A 24,409-nucleotide genomic window follows, 5' to 3' on the forward strand; every position below is an offset into this window, starting at 1 on the left:
CGTCGATGCAGACGACCCGGCACGTGCGGAACAATAAGTATTCCGTGTTGCTTTTGCTGTTATTTTCATTGTTCTCCGTATTCGCGCTGCTTCCTCTGTTTGCAATCGCATTGGCGTCGTTTAAGCCTTCGACGGAGCTGTTGCGGTTCGGTTTGAATTTGAAGGTGCAGGCGGATCTGTTAAGCTTCAAAAATTACGCTTTTATATTTTCCGGCGAATCGGGCTATTTTACGTGGTATAAAAACAGCATTATCATCACAGTGGTCTATACGGCATTATGCATGATTTTCTCTTCGATGGTCGGTTACGGTTTGGCGGTTTATCGGTTCAAGCTGAGAAACGCGATCTTCGGACTTGTTCTGATCGTAATGATGGTACCGCTCGAGATCATTATGCTGCCGATGTACCAGATGGCCATAAAGCTAAAGATGATGAATACGCTGTGGGGCGCTTTCGTTCCCTTTATTGTCGCGCCGCTGCCGATCTTTTTCTTCCGCCAATACGTCATCGGACTTCCGAAGGATTATCTGGACGCGGGCCGTGTCGACGGCTGTACGGAGTACGGTCTGTTTTTCAAAATCATGATGCCTCTGATGGCGCCGGCATTTTCGTCCATGATTATTTTGCAGGCGCTGTTCAGCTGGAATAACTTCTTATGGCCGTTGATCGTGCTGAAGTCCGGCGACAAATTGACGCTGCCGATCGGATTGTCCACTTTATTGACGCCTTACGGTAACAACTACGATGTGCTCATTGCGGGATCCGTACTGGCGATCGTTCCGATTCTGATCGTATTTATATTTTTCCAACGGTACTTTATCGAAGGCATGACAGCCGGAGGTGTGAAAGGTTAGCTTCAACAAATTGGCAAAGTTGATCATCGACGAATGGGAGAATGATTCGAATGGCTGAGGATGAAATGTTTCAAAATCCGATTGTCGAGCAGCGCGCCGACCCATGGGTTTATAAACATACGGACGGATTCTATTACTTCACGGCATCCGTACCGGAGTATGACAGGATTGAAATAAGACGCGCACGGAGCATTGAGGAGCTGCGCACTTCCGAACCCGTCGTCGCTTGGAGAAAGCATGACACCGGACCGATGTCCGCAAACATCTGGGCTCCGGAGATTCATTATATCGGCGTCGCTTGGTACATTTACTTAGCTGCGGCGCGCACTTCCGAAACGAAGGACGGGTTGTTCGATCACCGCATGTTCGTATTGGAAAACAAATCGGCCGATCCGCTGCAAGGTGCATGGGAAGAAAAGGGCCAACTCAAGACGGACTGGGAGTCGTTCTCGCTGGATGCGACGACTTTCGAGCATGACGGCAGGAGATATTTAGTGTGGGCGCAGAAGGATCCGAATATCCGGGGCAACTCCAATCTGTATATCGCCGAAATGGAAAATCCTTGGACGATCAAAAGTCCGCAAGTAATGATCTCGAAGCCGGAATTCGACTGGGAGATAATCGGATTTTGGGTGAACGAGGGTGCGGCGGTATTGAAGCACAACGGCAAAATATTCATCGCCTACTCAGCAAGCGCGACGGATTACAATTATTGTATGGGGTTGTTGACAGCATCGGAGAGCAGCGATTTGCTGGATCCGAATTCGTGGAGCAAAGCGGAGAAACCGTTGTTCCAAACGAATGAGGAAACAGGGCAATACGGACCGGGACACAACAGCTTTACCGTTTCCGCCGACGGCCGGCATGATATTATCGTCTACCATGCGCGCAATTATAAAGAAATCAACGGGGATCCCCTGTACGATCCGAACCGCCATACCCGGGCGCAAGCGTTTACTTGGGATGAGGATGGAACGCCGAACTTCGGCGTGCCTGTCGCGGACTTTATTCCCGGGTAACGTAGGCCTTCATCCAACCCGTTTCCCGATAAGGGCATAAGCTGAGGGAAAAGGATGAGGTGATGACCATGCAGATGAAAAAAGGTACCGCGATCAATAGCAAGAGGCGCAAGTCCAACCTGGTTCGATTGATCGTGCAATTTAAGAGCAAGAAGCATTATCGCAACCACAGATCGTTGAAAAAGTTGATTCACCCGAAATACTACGCGCGTCATGCGCCTTTGAAGATGATCCGCTCCATTGCAGTGAAAGTGCCGCGCCGCAGCTATCGGTCCATATGCAGGTGCACGGATGTGAAAAGGGTATTCGTCGACCGAAAAAGACGGATCAATCTCAATGTGGCCACTCCGAGTGTCGGCGCATCGGCCGCGCAACGATCAGGCTGGACCGGCAGGGGCGTGACGATCGCCGTTCTGGATACGGGAATTTACAGGCATCCCGACCTGACGAACCCGCGCAACCGGATCGTTGCTTTCAAGGACTTTGTGAACAATAGGCGGAGAGCTTATGACGACAACGGACACGGGACTCACTGTGCGGGCGATGCGGCCGGAAACGGGTTCCGGTCCGGAGGGAAGTATAAGGGCCCAGCGCCCGAAGCCCGCTTGGCGGGGGTGAAGGTGCTGAACAGAAACGGCGTCGGTTTGGATTCGACAATCATTCGCGGCATTGAATGGTGCCTGAACAACCGGAGGCGGTACGGCATCCGCATATTGTCGCTCTCGTTAGGCGCCAAAGCGGTTGCGCCTTGCTCTCGTGACGCACTTTGCCAGGCGGTTAATCAAGCGGTCAGAAGAGGATTGGTTGTGGTCACATCAGCCGGAAACGGAGGCCCCGGCATAGGAACTATTGATTCGCCGGGCACAAGCCCGTTAGCGATCACCGTCGGCGCGGCCAACGATCATCGTACGGTGCGCACTTCGGACGACACGATACCGGATTTCTCCGGCCGCGGTCCGGCGAGAGGCGGGGTGAGCAAGCCGGATTTGGTGGCGCCCGGCGTCTCGATTATTTCGCTGCGCGCGCCCGTATCGACGCTTGACCGCAGGTTCAGACGGTCGCGCGTAGGGCGGTCGTATTTTACATTGACCGGCACGAGCATGGCGGCTCCGATCGCAGCGGGTGTCGCGGCACAGCTGCTGCAGAAATTTCCCGGCTCGTCGCCCGGCAGGGTGAAACGGCTGCTCAGGCGGAACGCGGTGGCTCTGCGAAGAAGCAGAAACGTTCAAGGAAGCGGTTTGGTGAACATCCGGTTTCTTTAATGCTGAATTATTTAATTTTTGTTAAAAACTTGGTGACCGCCTCGGAAGCGGAACCGACGGCGGCGGAATCCATTCCGAGGGCGGCGAATGCAATGCGCACTCCCTTGTTGTGGTATCCGAGGCTCCGGCTCTGTGCGTAATGGAGCAGGGCCGGCTCGATCCACTGTTTCGCGAGAGCGAGCCTGCTGCCGATAATGACTGTCTCAGGGTTAAGCGCGTTAATCACGTTGGCGATGCCTGTTCCCAAGTATCGCCCGATCTCCTCAAACAGGCGAAGCGCTAAAGCGTCCCCGCGCTTCGCAGCTTCCATCAACGATTCTAAATCCGGATCGCTGCCGAACTCGCCTGCGGCCCGCGCCTTCTGCAGCAGCGAGTTCTCGGAAGCGTACATTTCCCAGCAGCCGAAGTTGCCGCAGCCGCAAGGCAGCCCGTTGTCCGCCTGGATTGTCATATGGCCGAGCTCGCCAGAGAAGCCGGCCGCTCCGCGGTATAGCTTTCCGTCCATAATGATTCCCGAACCGATACCGATACCGGCGCTAATGTAAACGAGATTGCCGGCTTCCGATCCGATTCCGTATTTGTGCTCGCCGATCGCGCCCGCGTTGGCTTCGTTATCGATCGTAATCGGCGCTTGAAATTCCTCTAGCAGAAGCTTCTGTAACGACACGCCTTCCCATTGCAAATTGGGTGCCGCCAACACGACTCCTCTTTCGTCCACAATGCCGGGCACGCCGATTCCGATTCCGACGATGCCGTACGGGCTTTCCGGTGCTTTGGAGATGACGGTGCGGATGATAGACATAAGCTGGCGGACAACCGCCGCCGGCTCCGACGTGTGCAAATCGGTTTTCTCCCGGTGTACGACAGCGCCTGCGAGATCGGTCAACAGCGCCACGATGTAATTCACGCCTAAATCGACCCCAACCGCATATCCCGCTTCGTTGTTGAACAACAGCATGACCGGTTTGCGGCCGCCGCTCGACTCCCCGAGTCCGGTCTCCATCACCATGCTCTCGTCGATCCATTCGTTGACCAGAGCGGAGACCGACGCCTTGTTTAATCCGATCTTGGCCGATATGTCCGCGCGGGAAAGCGGGGAATGGGCGATGACCGTGTCTAAGACGAGGCCTTTGTTTATTTTCTTTATTAACGTTTGATCCCCGGTGATTTTCATTATGTTTCCCTCAAATTTCGTTTCTGTCGAGATGATTCGTATCATATCATGAATACTCCCCCGCTTACAGCTGAAACTGTTGAAGCTGGGGTTTCCAACGTATCGTCCAGTACGGACGCTTAACGTCAGTGGAGTTGACACGGTGGTGTATTATGAACACCCAACCCCTCTATCCCATCGGTCGTGCCTTTGGGACTACTTTTGAGCCTGCTGCAGGATTCCTAACACTCCTGGGCGCTTCTTCGGCTCTTTCGGTGGCTTGAACATTTTACGTAGCAGAGCCATTATCTACCTGCTACAACCTCATATGTTCAGTTGTCAAAGAACACATGTTCTTAACAAAATTATACCAACTTTCCCCAGAACATCAACACCTAAATATTCGGGGAGATCCAGGAAGAGCCGATTCACCTCACCACTTATAAAGGGAGTCCTCTTGGTTGATTATCAAGACATGAAAGACATGAAACTTACTTTGTTGTATGGACAAACTAAGTTTTGCGATGATACACTACATAAGTGAGGAGTTATCATATTCATTTTTTTGGGAGGGCTTTCATAAATGAGTTATTTCGCGAACGTCGGAAAAATTCAATTCGAGGGAAAACAGTCGGACAATCCGTTGGCATTTAAACATTACAATCCTGATGAAATCGTGCTTGGCAAGCGGATGGAAGATTACCTGCGCTTCGCGTGCGCATATTGGCACACGTTCACGGGCGAAGGAGCCGATCCGTTTGGCGTAGGCACGGCGGTTCGTCCTTGGAGCGGCGCTTCCGGCATCGATTTGGCGAAGAAGAGAGTGGAAGCTTCGTTCGAGTTTTACGAGAAGCTCGGCATCCCGTATTTCTGTTTCCATGACCGCGATATCGCACCGGAAGGTGCCACCCTTCGGGAGACGAACCGGATCTTGGACGAGATCGTTTCGATGATTAAAGATTACATGAAAACAAGCAATGTGAAGTTATTGTGGAACACGGCGAATATGTTCACGAATCCACGCTTCGTGCATGGCGCCGCGACTTCGAACAACGCCGAAGTTTTCGCATATGCGGCAGCTCAAGTGAAGAAAGGTCTCGAAGTAGGCAAAGAGCTCGGCTCGGAAAACTACGTGTTCTGGGGCGGACGGGAAGGTTACGAGACGCTGTTGAACACGGATTTGAAGCTGGAGCTCGACAATTTGGCGCGGTTTTTCCATATGGCGATCAATTATGCGAAGGAGATCGGCTACACCGGCCAGTTCCTCATCGAGCCGAAGCCGAAGGAGCCGTCGAAGCACCAGTACGATTTCGATGCGGCGACCACGATAGCCTTCTTGCAATCGTACGGTTTGAAAGATCATTTCAAGCTGAATATCGAAGCGAACCACGCAACGCTTGCAGGCCATACATTCGAACACGAGCTGCGGGTATCGCGCATTAACGGCATGCTCGGCTCGATCGATGCGAATCAAGGCGATTTGCTGCTTGGCTGGGACACGGACGAGTTCCCGACGGATCTGTACGCCGTAACGCTTGCTATGTACGAAATCGTCGAGAACGGCGGATTAGGCTCCGGCGGCGTTAACTTCGACGCCAAGGTGCGCCGCACATCGTTCGAACCGGAAGATTTGTTCTATGCGCACATCGCCGGGATGGATACGTTCGCCAGAGGCTTGAAAACCGTAGCGAAATTGAAAGAAGACGGTTTCTTCGAAAAGATCGTCGACGACCGTTATGCGAGCTTCAAGTCGGGCATCGGCTTGGATATTGTAAACGGCAAAGCCGATTTCAAATCTCTTCAAGCTTATATTATTGACAAAGACAATATCGTAAACCGCTCCGGCAGATTGGAATTGATTAAAGGCGCATTGAACGAATACATTTTCTAAAACCGGTCGGAGGGATCCCGCGTGAAATACGTTATTGGAGTCGATCTCGGAACGAGCGCCGTGAAAGTGCTTCTTGTGGACCGGCAGGGTACGATTCGCGCCACCGCTTCCCGGCCGTACCCGCTCTTTCATGAGCGTTCCGGGTACAGCGAGCAAAATCCGGAGGATTGGGTACGCGAGACGAAGACTGCGCTTGCCGAATTGGTTCGGACGTCGGGTGCGGCCGCCGCAGATATCGAGGGCATCAGCTTCTCGGGCCAGATGCACGGATTGGTGCTGCTCGACGGCGAATACCGTCCGATCCGGAATGCCATCCTATGGAATGATACCCGGACGACGGAGCAATGCCGAAATATCGAAGCGGCATTGGGAGAAGACTTGCTCGCGATCGCGAGAAACCCCGCTTTGGAAGGCTTCACGCTGCCGAAGCTGCTTTGGGTTAAGCGGCATGAACCGGCAAACTTCGAGAAGGCGAAGCTGTTCCTGCTTCCGAAAGATTACGTCCGGCTACGCTTGACCGGAGCGGCGCATATGGATTTGTCCGACGCGGCCGGCACGCTGCTGCTTGACGTCAGGGAAAAGCGCTGGAGCGAAGAGATTTGCCGCCGTCTCGGCATCAGGCAGGAGCTTTGTCCTCCTCTGGTTGAAGCGCAGCAGCTTGTCGGTACGCTGCTGCCGGACGTCGCTAACGAGACGGGCTTGCGCCCTGAGACGAAAGTGTTCGCCGGCGGTGCGGACAACGCGTGCGGCGCGGTAGGTTCGGGCATATTGTCGGCGGGCTCCGTCATGTGCTCGATCGGTACGTCCGGAGTCATCCTTGCGTATGAAGACGATAAGGACCGCGACTTCGGCGGGAAAGTACACTTCTTTAATCATGCGAAACCGGACTCGTATTACGCGATGGGCGTTACGTTATCGGCAGGACACAGCTTGAACTGGTTCAAGGAAACGTTCGCGCCGAACGCATCGTTCGACGAGCTGCTGCAAGGGGTGTCCGCGGTGCCGATCGGCTCGAAAGGGCTGTTGTATACGCCGTATTTGGTGGGAGAGCGGACGCCTCACGCCGATTCAATCATTCGCGGAAGCTTCATCGGCATGGACGCATCGCATGCTTTGAGCGATTTTGCCCGAGCCGTCATGGAGGGCATCACGTTCTCGCTGAACGAATCGATCGATCTGTTTCGAAACGCCGGTAAACAGGTAGGCACGGTGTTATCGATCGGCGGCGGCGCAAAGAACGAAACATGGCTGCAGATGCAGGCCGATGTGTTTGACGCCGAAGTGATTTCCTTGAATAACGAGCAAGGACCCGGCATGGGTGCGGCGATGCTTGCCGCTGCCGGCTGCGGATGGTTCGACACGCTGCGGGAATGCGCACAATCGTTCTTGTCTTACGGCGTTTCGTATCAACCGGATCCGGATCGCGTGTCTGCGTACCGCGAGCTGTTCGGTATCTATAAAGAAGTGTATTCGCAAACGAAAACATTGAACGAACGTTTGAAGTCATTCAGGGTGTGAGCAATGAATGAATGGGGCTGTCACAAAGTCAACGCTATCGACTAAGTGACAGCCCCACTCTTTGATGGCAGGAAAATTAGGGGAGCCGCTTCCTCTAATTTTCTTATTCGGTATCGGCTTGCGCCATCGTTATTATTTTCCCTGTTTACATTGATCGAGAAGTATGTTATTTTTATTTCGATAAATTTAGAAATAACGAATTAGCTAAGGGGGAGGTAAAGATGGTCGAGGATCAAGCGGATATGCGTCAAGCCGTTAAAATATACAAGGCGCTCGGAGAACCGACCAGGCTAAAAATCGCGATGATTCTTACCGAGGAGAGGAATCTGTGCTGCACCGACATCAAATGCAAGTTGGAATCCGTAGCGGGCTCTACGCTGTCTCATCATCTAAAGCAATTGACCGATTGCGGCCTTCTTGATCTCCGTAAGGACGGCACTTATATATACTACAGCGTGAACCGGGAGGTGGCGCGAAAGTATGCTCCTTATCTGTTAGAGTAATGATATGGATTTAATGTGTATTTTTTGATTTATATTTCTATATTTTTAGAAATATAAAAACAATCAAGCTTTAAGAAATCTCGTTGTACAAATTTTTGAAACCTTGACTCTGACAGAATGTCATATTTTACAATCGCAATATCCGTAAAGGAGGTGTTGCCGCACTGCAGGAACAGAATGAAATTGCTTGAAACAGAGATGACAAACATAGGGAGAAATTCCAATACTGTATAGGATAGGGGCTGGGTGACAGTGTCGAATGCCTGGAAAATTTATTTGTTGGCCATAATCAGTTTTCTCGTCGGTACATCGGAGTTTATCATTGCCGGCATTTTGGATAAAGTCGCGGAGGATATCGGCGTCACGGTGTCCGCGGCGGGGCAGCTTATTACGGTGTTTTCGCTCGCTTACGCTTTCGGTACTCCGTTCCTTATGGCCGTTACGGCGCGCATGGAGAGGCGGAAGCTGCTGCTTTACTCGCTCGGCGTATTCGTAATAGGGAACGGAATCGCCGTTGTTTTGCCCGGATTTGAATTTTTAATCGGATCTCGCATCATCTTGGCCTTAAGCACCGGAGTATTCGTCGTTACGGCGTTGACGGTAGCCTCCAAGCTGGCTCCTGCCGGAAAGCAAGGCGGCGCTATCGCAACGCTCGTCATGGGCTTCAGCACTTCCCTTATTATCGGTGTTCCTCTGGGAAGGGTAATTGCATCCGTTTACGATTGGAAGATGATTTTCGGTGGAATCGGCGTACTTGCATTGCTGGCCATTCTCGCTATTTCCTTCTCGATTCCGCGAACGGACGGAGAGGAGCCGGTGCCGCTCCGCAAGCAGATGGCGCTGCTTAAGGATAAGAAAATCATCGTCGCTTTAACGGTGACCTTCTTCTGGATCGCCGGGTATTCCGTTACCTACACATACATTTCGCCTTTTCTTCTTACCGTCACGGGGATGAGTGAAAGTGTTGTGAGCGCAGCGTTGTTCGCTTTCGGCATTGCCAGCTTGATCGGTTCCAAGTTAGGAGGCTACAGCACGGACAAATGGGGAGTTTCCCGTACGCTGATCGGCGGAATGCTCCTTCACGCCGTGACTCTTGTTCTGATTTCGCTGACAGCGCAATATTCGGCGGTCATGTTTGCACTGCTCATGCTGTGGGCGTTCTCGGCTTGGTCGTCGGGCCCTACGCAGCAGGTTAATATCATAAATCTTGCTCCGGAAGCTTCAGGCATTATTCTTAGTCTGAATACTTCAATGCTCCAGTTCGCAATGGCGGCCGGCGCCGGAATCGGGGGCATCGTCGTCGGGCAGGCGTCGCTGGCGTCCGTCAGTTGGATCGGTGCGGCATCCGTAGCTATCGCTGCCGGGACGGCGGCCGCCTCCTTCGGGATGTCCCGGTCCCGCCGAATGGCGAAGGAACGAGCATTGCATAAGGCGGGAGCCTAAATTATCCGAATAGCAACGGCAGTCCTGCACATGAAATCATGTCCGGACTGCCGTTGCTCGTATTAACGAATCAGTAACTGTTTCCTTCAATCATTCGCAGCACGCTCCGGTAATTATGGTCGACGATTCCTTTGGCAAAATGCTTATCCGGGAATCCTCTATGAAGCAGCTTCAATCCGCCCGAAGTAATTGAAATATGGTGATGCAGCTTATAAAACAACATCCTGTCATGATCGAGAGAGTCGTTATTCAAATAACGGTAAGTTTCTTGGAACCGCAGTTGTAAAAAGCTGTGTTCATGCTCAATGTCAAAGAACATCGCCCCTTCTATATCTATCAAGTACGGCTCGAAATTTTCATTGATCAATACATGATCGGGACCCAGCTCCCCATGAATGAACCCGTAACGGTTTCTAGGATTTATTCTCGATTCAAGCAGCTGCAATAAGTCGAGTATCTTGACCCGGTTGATGGAAATTTCGTCGATATATCGGGAGGCATAAGCAAGCTGATTTTTTGCATTTTCCATCTTGAACAGGTGACACTGTTCAGCGCCGCCCCCCATATGGTTCAGTTTCCCATACGCCTGTCGTTCGATCGCATGCATTCTTTCAACCATATCGCCCAACCGGTGAAACACTTTATCTTGTGTCGCGGAATCGGATTGAAAATAATCTTCCGCCTTCCGTCCATGCACATATTCAACGAGAGCAAAATCAAACGGGCACAGTCTTTTTTCTTTATTCAGAGCATAAAGAGCGGGAGTTGGAATTCCTTGTCGCGTTAAAAAGTTATTGTTCATTTCAAACAAATCGGCGCCGTAGGACCGCTCATTCATATTTTGGGTTTCTATTTCTTGTTGAAAATAATTCATGGAGGAATCCCACACATACAAAACACATGTAAAGCCGTTCTTGCAATCGATTTTGTAGACGACCTTTTGCGCACCGCCATGCATTTTCGTTACTTCCGCAACTAAATAACCGGAACCGAAAACTTTGTCCATGTATTCCTGCAAATCCGTTCGATCGAGATGACATGTGTATTCCACGACGAGCAACACTCCGTTTCATTGGTTTTGTCGGCAACCCAACTATAAAAAAAATTTCATGAAAAGAATAGACTGTTTCTTTTTCATTTGTTATGATGTTGAATAAGGTCTGTATAAAATAGCCAATCAAAAAAGCCCTTGGATATATTCCAAAGGCTTTTATTTATCATATTGAGGTATGAGCGAAAATCGTTATCGGAATTTCGTGTACTAATCTGACTGGGACCAGGTGATGGCGATGTCGGTGCTTTCCATCGTTCCGTGCATGATTGTGTTTTTCCTCGCGCAGCGGTATTTCGTGGAAGGCATCGCAACGACGGGAATCAAAGGCTGATAATAAAGGTTGTTCAAGCGACAGCATAATAGATTGGCGAAAAAAGACACGCTTTTGGAAATTTTCAAGGGCGTGCTTTTTATGCCTTGAACCACAGGTTGCGGAAATCGATCAGTCCGAGCGAATTGAGCTGGACTCCGCCGATTCGAGGGTTGTAGTACGATTCGAAATGTAATTTGAACAAGAACAGCATATGATGGGACTCTCGCAGCAGTTCCGACAGCTTGGCGATCCAAGCCCAACGTCCTTCGCTCGACTGTTCGCGAAACATGTTGCGTACATACCGGCGGCCGATTTGTTTCGTCTCGTCGTCCAACAAGTGAAAGTCTATACAGCTTTTCTCGGAAAAAACCAAATCGAGGAACGTCAGTTCTTCGTCTTCCAGTATGACGTTCTTTAACGTCATATGCGCGTCCGTCATGTCGCTGCGGCCGCAATATTCGGATTTTTCCCTGAGGCGGATCTTCACATCGATTCCGTACGCTTCGCACAACGATCGGATAAGTTCGGCATCCGACGCCTGGTTTTTGGTCAATTCCAATATCAGCGGACTGCCGTCATATCCGGACTCTTTGAGCAAATCGCCGATCGAACGTTCTTCATCCGAACGCGAATGCACACTTGCGGAAGCCGCGGCAGCTTCGCAAGCCGGTGAAAAACCGTATGAAATGCTGTACCGGTCGTCGGCATATTGAGCCAGCATAGCTTCTCTATCCAGAATGCGGTGCAAAGCGGCTCGAAACGAAGGATGCAGCTGCGGCCCGGGACGCTGAAAGTTAAACGTAAGCAGCCGAAAGCATGCCAACGATGTCCGTATGCGTTCCCACGAACACATGGCATGTTCCGGGCCGGAACATTTGTCCGACAAATCCCAATAGGCGATATCATCTTCAGGCGAGGGCATCGTGTGCAGCTCCACGCGGTCCAGATGCGCCCGGCCCGAATAATATAACGGGAAAGCGTCCAGCACATATAGTGCCGGCGTTCTCTTCACCATCTGGAACGGTCCCGTCCCGATCGGCAAATCGAAAAACGCCTCGCCTTTCTCCAGGACAAGCTCCTTGGGCAGGATGGAGGTTGAGTCGAATCCGGCCATGCGCGGAAACCATACGCACGGCTCATGGAGTTCGAACTTTACGGTTTTGGAATCGAGAGCGGCGACATGTTTGATATTGAAATAGATATGATGATTCCTTAGTCTTCCAAACGTAAATACGACGTCTTCGGCATCCATCTCCCGGCGGTGATGGAACAGAACTCCTTTGCGCAAGTAAAAAGTCCATTCGGTCCGCGCATCGTTCGATTCCCAATGGTGAGCGAGCTTTGGAACGAGCGTCTCGTTGGTGTAGTCATAACCGGCCAGCGTGTCGAATATTTGCCTGACTAAGTGGCCGTCCCCTGCGAAATATATTTGAGCGGGATCCGACGTGCCGATGAAGTAGTTCACCGGAACACGAAGCGTCTCAAGCTGTCGGTCGCTCATTCCCTCTTTCCGGTAACCGAAAAAGTCGGTCAGCCACTCGGAGAACCGGGTGATCACTTCATTGTTGCGTCCCCGAAGCTGCACCAATTGCATCGCTTCTCTTACGTCTCCTTGGCCCACATGCCGCTTGGCAAGATCCATCAACCGCTGTTCCCGGTCCGAGAGAAGAGTGATGTTCGATTTATTCCCCCGTCCTCTTCCCGGCTGCCAATCGATCCAACGCTGCTCCTCCATCTTGCGCAATATCATCTTCGCATTGCGTTCCGTACATTCGAATATTTCCGATAAATTTTCCACTGTAACAGGAACGGCTCTCCCTAAATCAACGGCACCTAAACGATCGCACAAATTCAAGTAATGCATCTCTAGATGCATCCCGCCACCCCCTGTACCGAAAAAAGATGAAGCACAAAAAAATGTAAATTCACTTTTCTTCTCCTTTTGACAGGATACAATAAAGATAAAGAGAAACGCAAGGAGTTAGGGGAGTGGAAATTTATGATGGAACTGTTAGCGGAAGAGTTCAAGTCGAAGCAATTGCAGGAGAAAATGGATCGAATAAACCGGACGGCATGGCAATATGAGAGAGACGACCGGCAAGGCCGCGGTTGGAAAGCGCGAATAACTTTGTGGCGGTTATCTTTGTGCGTACGGTTTGAGCTTGATTGGAATTCGAAGTAATGACTGTCAACATATGCAACTTTTCCATTTGTTTCTTCGTAAGAAACGATTGGGAAAGTTATTTTTTTGAGAGAAGGCTGGCTTCATGGAGTTTGAAGCGTTTCTTGCGCAATACGGCTATGCTGCGTTGTTTTTTGCCTTATGCTTGGGGCTGTTCGGATTTCCGCTGCCCAATGAAGCGATCGTTATGACGGGAGGCGCGGTGACGGCAAGCGGAATGCTTCTGCCGGTGCCTGCCTTCTTCATGACATATCTGGGTGTTTGCTCGGGCTTGACCTTCGGTTATACAATGGGGCGCATCTTCGGCTTGCCGGTGTTGAACCGGTTGAAGCGGAAGATGGGGTTTCGGCGGACTTTGGAACGTACGGAGAAGCTGGTCGATCGATACGGTAAATTTGCGCTCGTCTTCGGCTACTTTATTCCCGTTGTAAGACATGTATTGCCTTACGTCGTATCTTCGAACCGGATGAAATACGTCAGCTTCGCTCCATTTGCATATACAGGCGGTTTCATATGGACGGCCGTTTATTTTATCGCGGGACGAGTCGTTAGTTCCGCAATTTGATTCGAAAGGAATCGTTATGATGACTAGATGCGCTTGGACTACGTCCGACCCGTTATATATCCAATATCACGACCGCGAATGGGGCGTACCTGTTTACGACGATCGTCTTCTGTTCGAATATTTGGTGCTGGAAGGCGCGCAGGCGGGCTTGAATTGGTTGACGATATTGAAGAAGAGGGACAACTACCGCATCGCATTCGACAACTTCGAACCGGCTATCGTAGCCGCATATGACGAGGCGAAAGTCGAAGAGCTGTTAACGAACCCGGGGATCGTGCGCAACCGGCTTAAGGTGAAATCGGCGATCCGCAACGCCAACGCCGTTCTCAATGTGCAAGACGAGTTCGGTTCTTTCAGCGAATACATATGGTCATTCGTGGGAGGCACCCCGTTGGTGAACCACTGGGAGGGCGCGTCGGACGTGCCTGCGCGAACCCCCGAATCGGATGCAATGAGCAAAAGCTTGTCGAAGAGAGGCTTTTCCTTTGTCGGCTCCACCATTTGTTACGCGTTCATGCAAGCGACGGGCATGGTTATGGATCATACGAAGAATTGCTTCCGGTACGCTGAACTGACCGGCAAATGATGATTTTCAGGCGGACAGGCAGCATGAGAAATCAGTAAAATATTTGCAACATCTCCCGGTTTTTCCTCGTCAGAGATATTGAAATTAGATATCGCTGAGGGGGCGAAACGTATGAAAAGAGGGGTCTTTCTTACTGCATTCGCAATGATTTTGCTGCTTACGGGCTGCAGCGCGGCAAGCAATGCCGGCGGAAGTGAATCCGCCGCTGAATCGGAGAATCATGCGCAAACCGAAGAACAGTCGTCTGCCGCTGCAAAGGATGGGGCGAGTACCGGTTCAGCGCAAGATTCGGCCTCGTCGGAGCCGGCTCCGCCAAAGCGGAAACCAAAGCCTTCCGCGCTGCCGAACGGCGAGCCGTACGACGATATGTATTTCGATCATACCGGGACGAATCCGTTCGTTACTGCGGAAGAAGATCCGCTGTCCACGTTCGCGGTGGACGTCGATACCGGCTCGTACACGATCGCTCGAAATTATGTAAGCCGGGGGGAATTGCCGCCTAAGGACGCCATCCGGGTCGAGGAATTTATTAATTATTTCGACATGCGCTATGAGGCGCCGGCGAAGAAGGCGTTCACCATTCATGTCGACGGAGGAGACTCTCCGTTCGGAGAAGGATATAAACTGGTTCGCATTGCTCTGAAAGGCAAAGAAATCGAAGCATCCGACCGCAAACCGGTAAACTTGACCTTCGTTATCGACGTCTCCGGCTCGATGAATCGGGAAGACCGGTTGGAGCTTGTGAAGAAAAGCTTGAAGCTGCTCGTTGATTCTTTATCGGGTAGCGACCAAATCGCGATCGTCACGTACGGTTCGGATGCGCGTGCGGTGCTTGAGCCCGTTTCTTTGGAGGAAAAGGACGAAGTGCTTGATGCGATCGAGTCGTTAACGCCGGGCGGTTCTACGAATGCGGAGGAAGGCTTGAAGCTCGGCTATGAGGTCGCGGACAAGCAATTTTCTGGCGCCGCCGTCAACCGGGTCATTCTTTGCTCTGACGGTGTCGCCAATGTAGGGGAAACTTCCGCGGAGGGCATTTTGAAACAAATCGAAGATTACGCCGAACGCGGCATAACGCTGACGTCCGTCGGTGTCGGAATGAGCAATTATAACGACGTTATGATGGAGAAGCTGGCCGATCAAGGAAACGGTGCTTACGCATATGTGGACAGTTTTTCGGAAGCGAGAAGGTTGTTCGTCGACGATTTGACCGGCACGCTGCAGACGATCGCACGGGATGTGAAAATTCAAGTGGAGTTCGATCCCAAGCGGGTCGATCGTTACCGGCTGATCGGTTATGAGAACCGTGACGTGGCGGACGAGGATTTTCGCGATAACCGTGTGGACGCGGGTGAAGTCGGTGCAGGGCATTCGGTGACGGCATTGTATGAAGTGAAATTGATCGATACGGAAGATGATGCGGCGGACTTCGGAGAGGTTCGCGTTCGGTACTTGGATGAGAAGAGCGGGCGGACGGAGGAATGGTCGGAACCGCTTCGCATCGGCAATAAAATTTCGAGAGACTTGGCGTTCTTGGCTTCCGTCGCGGAATACGCGGAGCTGCTGCGGGGAAGCTATTGGGCGAAGAACGGATCAATGAAAGACGTGCTGCAGCTGCTTGAAGCTTCCGCGGAAACCGAGCAGGAGCATCAGTTCGCGGCTATGGTGAAAGACACGGTCGCTTTGCTAAGATCGGACGACTAGAGTGCGTTGCGGCCATAAATCTTTTTACATGTAATACCCTATCCTTGTACCGCATAAAAATTAACGGATAAAATTATATTTTGATATAAAAACGGTTTCACTCCATGTATGTAGATGGTAAACTCTAATTAACTTTAGCAGATAGTGCCACGAGGAGCGTAACGGATGCAGAAATTGGAAGGAAAGTCGGCTGTCGTTGCCGCAGCAAGCGGCGGACTTGGTTTGGAAGTTGCTAAAAAATTAGCTGAACAAGGGGCGAACGTTGCGATATGCAGCCGAGATCCGTTCCGCATAGAAGCGGCTGCCCGCGAGATAGAGCGTACGACAGGCAGGAAGGCGATTGCCGTCGCGGCAGACGTCTGCCGCCCGGCGGAAATACGTTCAGTGGTAGAAGCGGCTCTTTCGAGTTTCGGCGGCGTCGATATATTGATCAATAACGCCGGCGGCCCGCCTGCCGGCGGGTTTGACGATTTTGACGACGGAGCCTGGATTGCGGCTCATGATTTGAATTTGTTAAGCGTCGTGCGATTCGTGCGCGCCGTATTGCCGGCAATGAAGGAGAAGCGGTCGGGCAGTATTGTTAATGTGATTTCGACTTCGGCGAAGCAGCCGATCCCGGGATTGATTTTGTCCAATACATATCGTTCGGCGGTTGTCGGACTTGCAAAGACGCTGGCTGATGAATTGGCTCCCTACAATATACGCATTAATAATGCGGCCCCGGGCAGGATCGATACCGACCGAGTGCGATCGCTTGACGAGGCGCGCGCGAGGAAGTTGGGCATCACGGCGCAGCTAGCGAAACAGCAGTCGGAAGCCGTCATTCCTCTGGGCCGTTACGGCACTCCCGCCGAATTCGCGAATGCGGTGGCTTTCTTGGCGTCCGACGACGCTTCTTACATTACCGGCGTTACGCTTCAGGTGGACGGCGGAATGGTGCGCACTTTGACCTGAAGTTTGGAATCCGATGTCCATTGTTACTGCACATCGCTCAACAATATTTCGCTGCTATGATCTTTATCATCGTATAACCCGATCTTCGCGCCAAGGGAGGAAAACGCATCGACAGCGTCTTCGTAGCCGCGTTCGATATGTTCTACACCCGAAATCGTGGTGATGCCCTCGGCGCTCAGGCCGGCAAGGATCAAACAAATTCCGGCTCGAATATCCGAAGCGTGAACGAGATTACCCTTTAACGGCAGGCCGCCTTTTATGAACGCAACACCAGATCGAACCTCGATATTGGCCCCCATTCGTTTCAATTGCTGCACATGATTGAACCGGTGGGGGAAAACCTTGTCGCTGACAATGCTTTTCCCTGGAGCGCGAGTCAGAAGCGCGGTGAGCGGCTGCTGCAAGTCGGTCGGGAAACCGGGGTACATTGCGGCTCTGACTCTTGTTGCTCTAATTTTGCCGTCCGAGTGTGCTGTTATCGAGTTGTCGCCCGTCTCAATCTGCACGCCGATTTCCGACAGCTTTGCGGTACAAGTTTTCAAGTGTTCGGGAATCACGTTGTCCACGGTAACGGTGCCCCCGGTTACCCCTGCGGAAATGATAAAGGCTCCTGCAATAAGCCGGTCCGGGATAACCGTGTGCGCGCAAGAATGCAAGCTTCCGACTCCGTCAATCTTGATCGTATCGGTACCCGCTCCGCTTATTTTTGCTCCCATCTGAATCAAATAATTCGCGGTATCCGACACTTCGGGATCCCGTGCGGCATTAAGAAGAACGGTGCGGCCTTTGGCCCGAACGGCGGCCAGCATGGCGTTGATTGTCGCGCCGGAAGTGATCGTGTCGAAGTATATCGTCGCGCCCCTCAGTTCTTTCGCTTCCACTTCATAATAGTCGTTAAAAAATGTGAATTTGGCTCCCATCAATTTCAGTGCTTTAATGTGCTGATCGATCGGCCGGCTGACGAAATCGTCGCCTCCGGGATAACCGAGTGAAATTTTCCCGTATTTGGCCAGTAAGGAGCCTATGAAGTAATAGGCGGTTCTGAATGCTGAAGATTTCTTCGGATCGAGAGTAGTGTTGCTGATATTTCTTGGATCCAATCGGACTGCGCCGTCCGTCTCTTGTGTCATTTGCAAGCCCATCTCATTCCCGAGCTGTTGTATGACCTGTATGTCCGATATTTTCGGCAAACCCGATAATGTTACCGGCTCATCCGCCAAACATGACGCCGCCAGCAATGCCAAAGAACTGTTTTTCGAACCGGGTATTGTAACGCTGCCTTGCAATCTGCCGGTTTGCTGCACTTTAATAAATTTCATCCGTTAGCACCTCTCGTGTTCATCCGATTTCTTCAGCGAAAATCACTTTCACATTGCGCCTTTCGATCTCGCGGATCGCTTTCTCCAAAGCCGCTTGATCCGTAATTACGATATCCATTTGCTCGATCGGAACCGCTGTCGTGAACATCTTGACTCCTACTTTTTCGTGCGGAGCCAAACAAACTCTTCTTCGTGAAATGGCGCATACGGCCCGCGTAAACCCGGCTCCTTCCGGAGTTGCCGTGCTGATTCCGTTCTCCGCGATTCCTCCGCCGGTCAAGAAGCAAGTATCCAAGTTGAATTTGGCGATCATCTCGATTGCGATGGCATCGATCATGCTTCCGGCCGAGTGCCTTACCTTCCCGCCGATCAAATATGTCTCGATGTTTTCTTTTTCACGCAGCGTCTCCGCGATTTTCAACGAATTGGTTACAACCGTGAAAGGAAGCTCCGCAGGGAGATATTTCAGCATGCCGAATTGGATCCCGGCTCCGCCGATAAAGACGGTCTCATTCTTCTCGATATATGAAGCGGCAAGCTTGGAGATTGCGTTCTGATGGGGCGCTCCTTCGCCGTATCGCAGCGATTGCGGCTGGGGCAGCGTGCGCACCTTCGGCGACGGAGCCGCGGGTACGGCTCCTCCGTACGTCTTTTGCAGCAAACCTTGTTCCTCGAGCATCGTGAGGTCTCTTCGAATGGAGTCGATAGAGACTTGAAACATCTCGGAAAGATCTTTGGCAATGACGCGGTTTCCTTGCTGCAGCTGTTCAACGATCTTCCGGCGCCGTTCTTCCCCCAGCATCATGAACCCTCCGGCAAATATTGGTGAGATTTGCTATCCGCTAATATCTTATTCCGTATATTTCGTCTTTGTCAACGTAATATTTCGGTTTGTTTCCGTTTGTTTCGTTGTTTTGCATCTCAGTGTTCAATAACCTCATATAATTCGTTACTTCATTCGATTTACCGTCCGTAGACAGGTGTGGTCTCTACAAAAATTCCATTACGTGTACAAAGACAACATAAATTGATAGTACATACGGTTTGAACGTATGAGATAGTTGTCGTTTTCTCGCAGCTCTTTCATTAAACGGTTTGCCGCGTTATAGGCCAGCGAATAATCGTCGTTGCCGATTATGTTCCGGAGCAGCGCTTCCTTCAACTCGTCCTCGTCCAATAAATAAACACCGCCGCCCGGCAATACGACAACATGCAGGTACAAATCGTCACAGTAAGGAACCCCGGTTTCCGTCGTTCCCACACGCTTAACGATGTCGAAATACCATTGCACGATGTTGCCTTCAGCGTCGTATGAAGAAGTCAGTACATAATTCATATTTATCGGAAAATGCTGCATCCAAACGTAACCGTCATCCGCAATACATAATTTTTCCGCCAATCGCGCCGAAACCAAATACGACAACCACAGTTAAATAATACGTCACACTACACAACCGCAGTTAAGCGCTGATGAATCGGATATGGTAACTTGGATATGGGAACCTTTTGACGAGGAGAGGATGCAATGAAGTTGTCCGTGTTTACGGTGGCGACACCGGATTTAACCCCGGTTGAGTTGATCGGGGCAGCGAAGGAAGCCGGCCTTGAAGGAATCGAGTGGCGGTACACGACCGTTCCGGACAATGTAAAGGGTGAAGCGCCGACGTTTTGGCGCAACAACTTGTGCACGATCGATCCGGGAACCGGGATAGAACAATTGCAGCAGTTGAATGTAGAAGTCGAACGTGCCGGCATGACGACCGCGGCGCTGACTCCGTACTTGAAGGCGGGGGACGTCGAAGGTACCGAACGGGCAATGAAGCACGCAAAGGCGTTAGGGGCGAAATCGATCCGCATCGGCGTGCCCAGGTACGATCGCAGCGAAAACTATAACGAATTGTTCGAAATCGGGATCCGATATTTTCACGAAGTGCAGGAGCTATCGAAACAATACGGGATAAAAGGATTGGTAGAAACGCATCACGTCACGATAGCCCCGAGTGCATCACTGGCTTACAATCTCGTTTCCCGGTTCGATCCGGAGCATATAGGCGTTCTGTACGATCCCGGTAACATGGTGCACGAGGGGTATGAAAACTACCGCATGGGCATGGAATTGCTCGGAGATTACTTGGCGCACGTGCATGTGAAAAATGCCGGCTGGTTCCGCAGCGAAAACGGGGAATGGCAGTGCAGGTGGATGCCGTTCACCGAAGGAGCGGTGAATTGGAAGCAAGTGCTGGCGGATTTGAAATCGGTGGGGTATGCAGGTTGGTACGGAGTAGAAGATTTTAGCGGATTTTATGACAGCCGCGCGATGCTCCGCGAATATGCAAGCTGGTTCCGCGGATTGGCGGAAGAAGATTAGGAGGCGAAACGTATGGATGCGGTTCGGGTCGGCGTAGTCGGTATGGGCAATATGGGAACGGGACACTCGAAGTATTTATGGGAAGGCAAGGTTAAAGGTGCACGGTTAACGGCGGTCAGCGACATGGATCCGAAGAAGGCGGATTGGGTGAAGACGAAGCTTGGGGAAGAAGTTGCCTTCTTCAGCTCCGCGGAAGAGATGTTCGCCTCCGGATTGGTGGATGCGGTCATTGTGGCGACACCGCATTACGACCACCCTGATTGCGCAATTGAAGCGTTCAAGCATGGGCTGCATGTGTTGATCGAGAAACCGGCGGGCGTATATACGAAACAGGTGCGGCTAATGAACGAAGCGGCGGCCGCGAGTGGGAAAGTGTTTTCTATTATGTACAACCAGCGCACAAATCCCCTCTACCGGAAATTACGGGACTTGATCACGTCCGGCGAATTGGGTGAAGTGAGGCGGACGAACTGGATCATTACGAATTGGTACCGCTCGCAAAGCTACTATAACTCAGGCGGCTGGCGTGCGACATGGGCCGGGGAAGGCGGTGGCGTGCTTATTAATCAGGACCCGCACCAGCTGGATTTGTGGCAGTGGACGATCGGCATGATGCCGGAGCGCGTGAGGGCGTTTTGCCATTTCGGCAAATACCGCGACATTGAAGTCGAAGACGATGTCACCGCATATGTGGAGTATGCGAATGGAGCTACCGGCGTATTCGTAACGACGACGGGCGAAGCTCCAGGAACGAATCGGTTCGAGGTGACGGGAGACCGGGGCAAGATCGTCATTGAAGACGGCAAAATGACGTTCTGGCGGCTCCGGGTGCCGGAGCCCGAGTTTAACCGCACGTTCGCCGGCGTATTCGGGTCTCCGGAGTGTTGGAAATGCGAAATACCGGTCGAAGGCGGAAACGCCGATCATATCGGAATTACGCAAAACTTCGCGGACGCCATCCGCAACGGCACGCCGCTGATCGCTCCGGGTGAAGAAGGCATCAATGGGTTGACGCTGTCCAATGCGATGTATTTGTCGACGTGGACCGACAGCTGGGTGAATTTGCCGATTGACGAAGACTTATTCTATGAGCAGCTGCAGGAGCGCATCCGGAATTCCGTATACAAGAAAGAAGTTGCGGAAGGCAAAGTAGTCGATCTTAGCGGGACATACAATTCGTAAGGGAAGCGGAGGAGCGGCGATGGGGAACAACGACGGAATGAACTACGCGCCTCAAGGCAAACCGAAGCCGGTGGTCAAGCCCGGCGAATTCGTGTTTGCCGCGACGGCGCTCGAGCACGGCCATATTTACGGGATGTGCAACGGGCTGAGGGAAGCGGGCGGCACGCTCAAGTGGGTATGGGACCCGGATCCGGCCAAGGCGGAACAGTTTGCGGCGAAGTATCCGGAAGTAAAAATAGCGCGTTCCGAACAGGAAATATTGCAAGATCCGGAGGTGCGGCTCGTGGCCGGGGCGGACGTTCCTTCGGAGCGGTGCGCGCTCGGGCTTCGGGTAATGGACCACGGCAAGCATTACTTCACCGACAAAACGCCCTTCACTTCGCTGGAGCAAGTGGAGGCGGCCCGCTCGAAAGCGGCGCAAACCGGTTACAAGTACATGGTGTATTACAGCGAACGTCTCCATGTGGAATGCGCGGTGTTTGCCGGGCAATTGATCCAAGACGGAGCGATCGGGCGGGTAGTGCATGTGCTCGGAACCGGTCCGCACCGGTTGAACGCGCCGTCCCGCCCGGACTGGTTTTTCCTCAAAGAGCGTTACGGCGGCATCTTATGTGATATCGGGAGCCATCAGATCGAGCAGTTTTTGTTTTTTGCAGGGTGCAAAGACGCGAAAGTCGAATCCAGCAAGGTGGCGAACTATCACAACAAAGACTACCCGGAATTGGAAGATTTCGGCGATGCCACACTCATAGGCGACAACGGTGCGACGAACTATTTCCGCGTCGACTGGCTGACCCCCTCCGGACTCGGCACATGGGGCGACGGGCGCACCGTCATCCTCGGGACAGAAGGCTACATCGAGCTGCGCAAATATATCGATATTGCACGGGATCCGCGCGGCGATCATCTGTACTTGGTGAACGGGGAAGGAGAACGCCATCTTGCGCCGCGAGGAGAGGTCGGATTTCCTTTCTTCGGGGAGCTCATTCTCGATTGTCTGAACGGGACGGAGAACGCGATGACGCAAGAGCACGCGTTCAAAGCGGGCGAGCTGTGCGTGAGAGCCCAACTTCAGGCGGTGAAAGTGGAGTAGCAGCTGATGCTGATCCTTCCATCATCCAACAAAGATTGGGATGCGATAAGGTTAAAAATGAACCCTATTGTCAACAATAGGGTTCATTTTTGACCCTATCATGGGGTGAGGGATCCAGATAATCAGAAAATCATCTTGTTATTCAGTTACTGAGAGTGGAGGGGATTTACTCCAAAGGCTCACATGGAGGGGTGGGCATGATAGGCTGCATTGCCTTGGCGATACGAGTTTATGAGGTATTGCCCCTTGCGTGTAACCGAAACTTCTTCGCTTGCAGCGTCTAAAAACGAAAGTCTCATTTTGAACCTTATTGCGAACTCCAACGTGTTATATAATAGTAGAGTGCACTGCACGCGGCGGTGAGGAGGGGACCTTTTTGGACAGACCTGTGGAATTCAATTATAAAGACGCCCGGCCGATGAACGCGTATTTTCATTCTCATCCGAGGTACGAAATTTATTACTTTCATGAGGGAAGATGCAATTACGTGATCGGTGCGGATATGTATGTGCTCCAGCCGGGAGATCTCATACTCATGCACGGAATGACGCTGCACTGTCCGAATCCCGACCCCCGCTGGCCGTATGTCCGGAGTATTATCCATTTCGAATCCGGTTTTGTGAAAGAGTATATGAACCGCACGTATTCGCTGCAGCTGTTGAAGCCTTTCGAAGAATTGAGCAATCACCGGATTCGACTGGAAGGTCCCGGGAAAGAAGAGGTCGATTCGCTTCTTGCCGACATGAACCGATGTTATCAGGTCGGTGACGAGTACCACTATGAACGATTTTTGCTCAGATTTACGGACCTTCTCTATATCGTTAGCAACCGGTGCAAGCAACCGCTTCGTGAAGCGGCGATGCCTCAGACGGACAGGGAGCGACACGTGCAAAATGCGATCAGGTACATGGAGAACCATTACGGGGACGATTTGACGATGGACGATTTGGAGCGGGAGCTGCATGTCAGCAAGCATTATTTGGCGAAAGTGTTTAAGGAATTGACCGGAAACACGATATTCACTTATTTATACAACCGCAGGATCAATGAAGCGAAAGTGTTGTTCATGCTCGAAAACAAAGTGTCCGTATCGGAAGTGTGCTACCGCGTCGGGTTTAAGCATCTTCCTCATTTCAGCCGGGTGTTCAAAAGAACGGTCGGATGCCCGCCGGAGGAATACCGCAAACAAGTCGCGCGATAAATACGAAGGGTTGCCGCTCTATTGTGCGGCAACCCTTTTCCAGTGTTCCGTCCGTCCGCCTTAATCCTCAGGCGTGCGGTCGAGATACAGCTTCGTTACTTCCGTCGTTTCTCCCTCGCGCCGTTCTTCTTCCGTTGCGGCTCTCTCCAATTCATCGTTTTGCATGCCCGGGGCGATGTTCGGTTCGCCGTTATCGCGCCTCTCCTTCTCTTTGCGGTTCAATTTCAACATCGTTCCTTTCCGGTTAA

At 51.8% G+C, this 24,409-nt stretch carries 23 protein-coding genes and 1 pseudogene; 17 read left to right on the plus strand and 7 right to left on the minus strand.

Annotation, left to right across the window (positions count from 1 at the left end):
* Window positions 1–5: 5 nt before the first annotated feature.
* From JET16_RS20985 to JET16_RS20995, 3 genes are all read left to right on the plus strand, one after another.
* Window positions 6–854 (plus strand): carbohydrate ABC transporter permease, encoded by an 849-nt coding sequence (locus JET16_RS20985; protein ID WP_199620050.1) that lies wholly within the window; start codon window positions 6–8, stop codon window positions 852–854.
* A 50-nt stretch (window positions 855–904) separates the two neighbouring features.
* Window positions 905–1,873 (plus strand): glycoside hydrolase family 43 protein, encoded by a 969-nt coding sequence (locus tag JET16_RS20990; RefSeq protein ID WP_199620052.1) that lies wholly within the window; start codon window positions 905–907, stop codon window positions 1,871–1,873.
* A 68-nt stretch (window positions 1,874–1,941) separates the two neighbouring features.
* Window positions 1,942–3,135: a S8 family peptidase gene (locus tag JET16_RS20995; protein ID WP_233531999.1), complete on the plus strand. Its 1,194-nt coding sequence runs from the start codon at window positions 1,942–1,944 to the stop codon at window positions 3,133–3,135.
* 7 nt (window positions 3,136–3,142) lie between these two features.
* Here the strand turns inward: JET16_RS20995 and JET16_RS21000 are convergent, their stop codons facing one another.
* Window positions 3,143–4,354, minus strand: coding sequence for an ROK family protein (locus JET16_RS21000; protein WP_233532000.1), 1,212 nt, complete (start codon window positions 4,352–4,354; stop codon window positions 3,143–3,145).
* Between the two features lie 517 nt (window positions 4,355–4,871).
* Between JET16_RS21000 and xylA the strand changes: the two genes are divergently transcribed.
* From xylA to JET16_RS21020, 4 genes are all read left to right on the plus strand, one after another.
* Window positions 4,872–6,179: a xylose isomerase gene (gene xylA / locus JET16_RS21005; RefSeq protein ID WP_199620058.1), complete on the plus strand. Its 1,308-nt coding sequence runs from the start codon at window positions 4,872–4,874 to the stop codon at window positions 6,177–6,179.
* Window positions 6,180–6,200: 21 nt separating this feature from the next.
* On the plus strand, window positions 6,201–7,697 hold the full coding sequence (gene xylB / locus JET16_RS21010; protein ID WP_199620061.1) for a xylulokinase: 1,497 nt from the start codon (window positions 6,201–6,203) through the stop codon (window positions 7,695–7,697).
* Window positions 7,698–7,918: 221 nt separating this feature from the next.
* The gene (locus JET16_RS21015) at window positions 7,919–8,200 is read left to right on the plus strand and encodes an ArsR/SmtB family transcription factor (RefSeq protein WP_199620065.1); all 282 of its coding nucleotides are present in this window, start codon (window positions 7,919–7,921) and stop codon (window positions 8,198–8,200) included.
* Between the two features lie 252 nt (window positions 8,201–8,452).
* Window positions 8,453–9,643, plus strand: coding sequence for an MFS transporter (locus JET16_RS21020; RefSeq protein ID WP_199620181.1), 1,191 nt, complete (start codon window positions 8,453–8,455; stop codon window positions 9,641–9,643).
* A gap of 70 nt (window positions 9,644–9,713) precedes the next feature.
* Here the strand turns inward: JET16_RS21020 and JET16_RS21025 are convergent, their stop codons facing one another.
* Complete coding sequence (locus tag JET16_RS21025) at window positions 9,714–10,649, minus strand: phosphotransferase (RefSeq protein WP_199620183.1); 936 nt, start codon at window positions 10,647–10,649, stop codon at window positions 9,714–9,716.
* Window positions 10,650–10,914: 265 nt separating this feature from the next.
* Between JET16_RS21025 and JET16_RS21030 the strand changes: the two are divergent.
* Window positions 10,915–11,028, plus strand: a pseudogene (locus JET16_RS21030) (carbohydrate ABC transporter permease); the annotation flags it as partial.
* A 79-nt stretch (window positions 11,029–11,107) separates the two neighbouring features.
* Here the strand turns inward: JET16_RS21030 and JET16_RS21035 are convergent.
* Window positions 11,108–12,886, minus strand: coding sequence for an ABC transporter substrate-binding protein (locus JET16_RS21035; RefSeq protein ID WP_199620067.1), 1,779 nt, complete (start codon window positions 12,884–12,886; stop codon window positions 11,108–11,110).
* Window positions 12,887–13,009: 123 nt separating this feature from the next.
* Between JET16_RS21035 and JET16_RS21040 the strand changes: the two genes are divergently transcribed.
* From JET16_RS21040 to JET16_RS21060, 5 genes are all read left to right on the plus strand, one after another.
* Window positions 13,010–13,192, plus strand: a complete 183-nt coding sequence (locus JET16_RS21040; RefSeq protein WP_199620069.1) for a hypothetical protein — start codon at window positions 13,010–13,012, stop codon at window positions 13,190–13,192.
* Window positions 13,193–13,277: 85 nt separating this feature from the next.
* The gene (locus JET16_RS21045; RefSeq protein WP_199620071.1) at window positions 13,278–13,757 is read left to right on the plus strand and encodes a DedA family protein; all 480 of its coding nucleotides are present in this window, start codon (window positions 13,278–13,280) and stop codon (window positions 13,755–13,757) included.
* 19 nt (window positions 13,758–13,776) lie between these two features.
* Window positions 13,777–14,343 (plus strand): DNA-3-methyladenine glycosylase I, encoded by a 567-nt coding sequence (locus JET16_RS21050; protein ID WP_199620185.1) that lies wholly within the window; start codon window positions 13,777–13,779, stop codon window positions 14,341–14,343.
* A 111-nt stretch (window positions 14,344–14,454) separates the two neighbouring features.
* Window positions 14,455–16,044, plus strand: coding sequence for a vWA domain-containing protein (locus JET16_RS21055; protein ID WP_199620073.1), 1,590 nt, complete (start codon window positions 14,455–14,457; stop codon window positions 16,042–16,044).
* 165 nt (window positions 16,045–16,209) lie between these two features.
* A complete protein-coding gene (locus JET16_RS21060; RefSeq protein WP_199620076.1) occupies window positions 16,210–16,998 on the plus strand; it encodes an SDR family oxidoreductase in 789 nt (262 codons plus the stop codon).
* Window positions 16,999–17,021: 23 nt separating this feature from the next.
* On the opposite strand, the gene murA is transcribed toward JET16_RS21060, so the two are convergent.
* The 3 genes from murA to JET16_RS21075 form a co-directional block, all read right to left on the minus strand.
* Entirely contained in the window at window positions 17,022–18,317 is a 1,296-nt protein-coding gene (gene murA, locus JET16_RS21065) for a UDP-N-acetylglucosamine 1-carboxyvinyltransferase (protein ID WP_199620079.1), read from the minus strand.
* Between the two features lie 19 nt (window positions 18,318–18,336).
* Window positions 18,337–19,119, minus strand: a complete 783-nt coding sequence (locus tag JET16_RS21070; protein WP_199620188.1) for a DeoR/GlpR family DNA-binding transcription regulator — start codon at window positions 19,117–19,119, stop codon at window positions 18,337–18,339.
* Window positions 19,120–19,320: 201 nt separating this feature from the next.
* Entirely contained in the window at window positions 19,321–19,716 is a 396-nt protein-coding gene (locus tag JET16_RS21075; RefSeq protein ID WP_199620082.1) for a DUF402 domain-containing protein, read from the minus strand.
* A 126-nt stretch (window positions 19,717–19,842) separates the two neighbouring features.
* On the opposite strand from JET16_RS21075, the gene JET16_RS21080 reads away from it, so the two are divergent.
* From JET16_RS21080 to JET16_RS21095, 4 genes are all read left to right on the plus strand, one after another.
* Complete coding sequence (locus JET16_RS21080; protein WP_199620085.1) at window positions 19,843–20,685, plus strand: sugar phosphate isomerase/epimerase family protein; 843 nt, start codon at window positions 19,843–19,845, stop codon at window positions 20,683–20,685.
* 12 nt (window positions 20,686–20,697) lie between these two features.
* Window positions 20,698–21,867, plus strand: a complete 1,170-nt coding sequence (locus tag JET16_RS21085) for a Gfo/Idh/MocA family protein (RefSeq protein ID WP_199620088.1) — start codon at window positions 20,698–20,700, stop codon at window positions 21,865–21,867.
* Between the two features lie 19 nt (window positions 21,868–21,886).
* Entirely contained in the window at window positions 21,887–22,960 is a 1,074-nt protein-coding gene (locus JET16_RS21090) for a Gfo/Idh/MocA family protein (RefSeq protein WP_199620091.1), read from the plus strand.
* A 376-nt stretch (window positions 22,961–23,336) separates the two neighbouring features.
* Window positions 23,337–24,161 (plus strand): AraC family transcriptional regulator, encoded by an 825-nt coding sequence (locus JET16_RS21095; protein ID WP_233532001.1) that lies wholly within the window; start codon window positions 23,337–23,339, stop codon window positions 24,159–24,161.
* 60 nt (window positions 24,162–24,221) lie between these two features.
* Here JET16_RS21095 and JET16_RS21100 read toward each other — a convergent pair whose 3' ends face one another.
* Entirely contained in the window at window positions 24,222–24,392 is a 171-nt protein-coding gene (locus JET16_RS21100) for a hypothetical protein (RefSeq protein WP_199620094.1), read from the minus strand.
* Window positions 24,393–24,409 lie beyond the last annotated feature (17 nt).

Source organism: Paenibacillus alkalitolerans (genome assembly GCF_016482785.1).
Lineage (GTDB): Bacteria > Bacillota > Bacilli > Paenibacillales > YIM-B00363 > Paenibacillus_AE > Paenibacillus_AE alkalitolerans.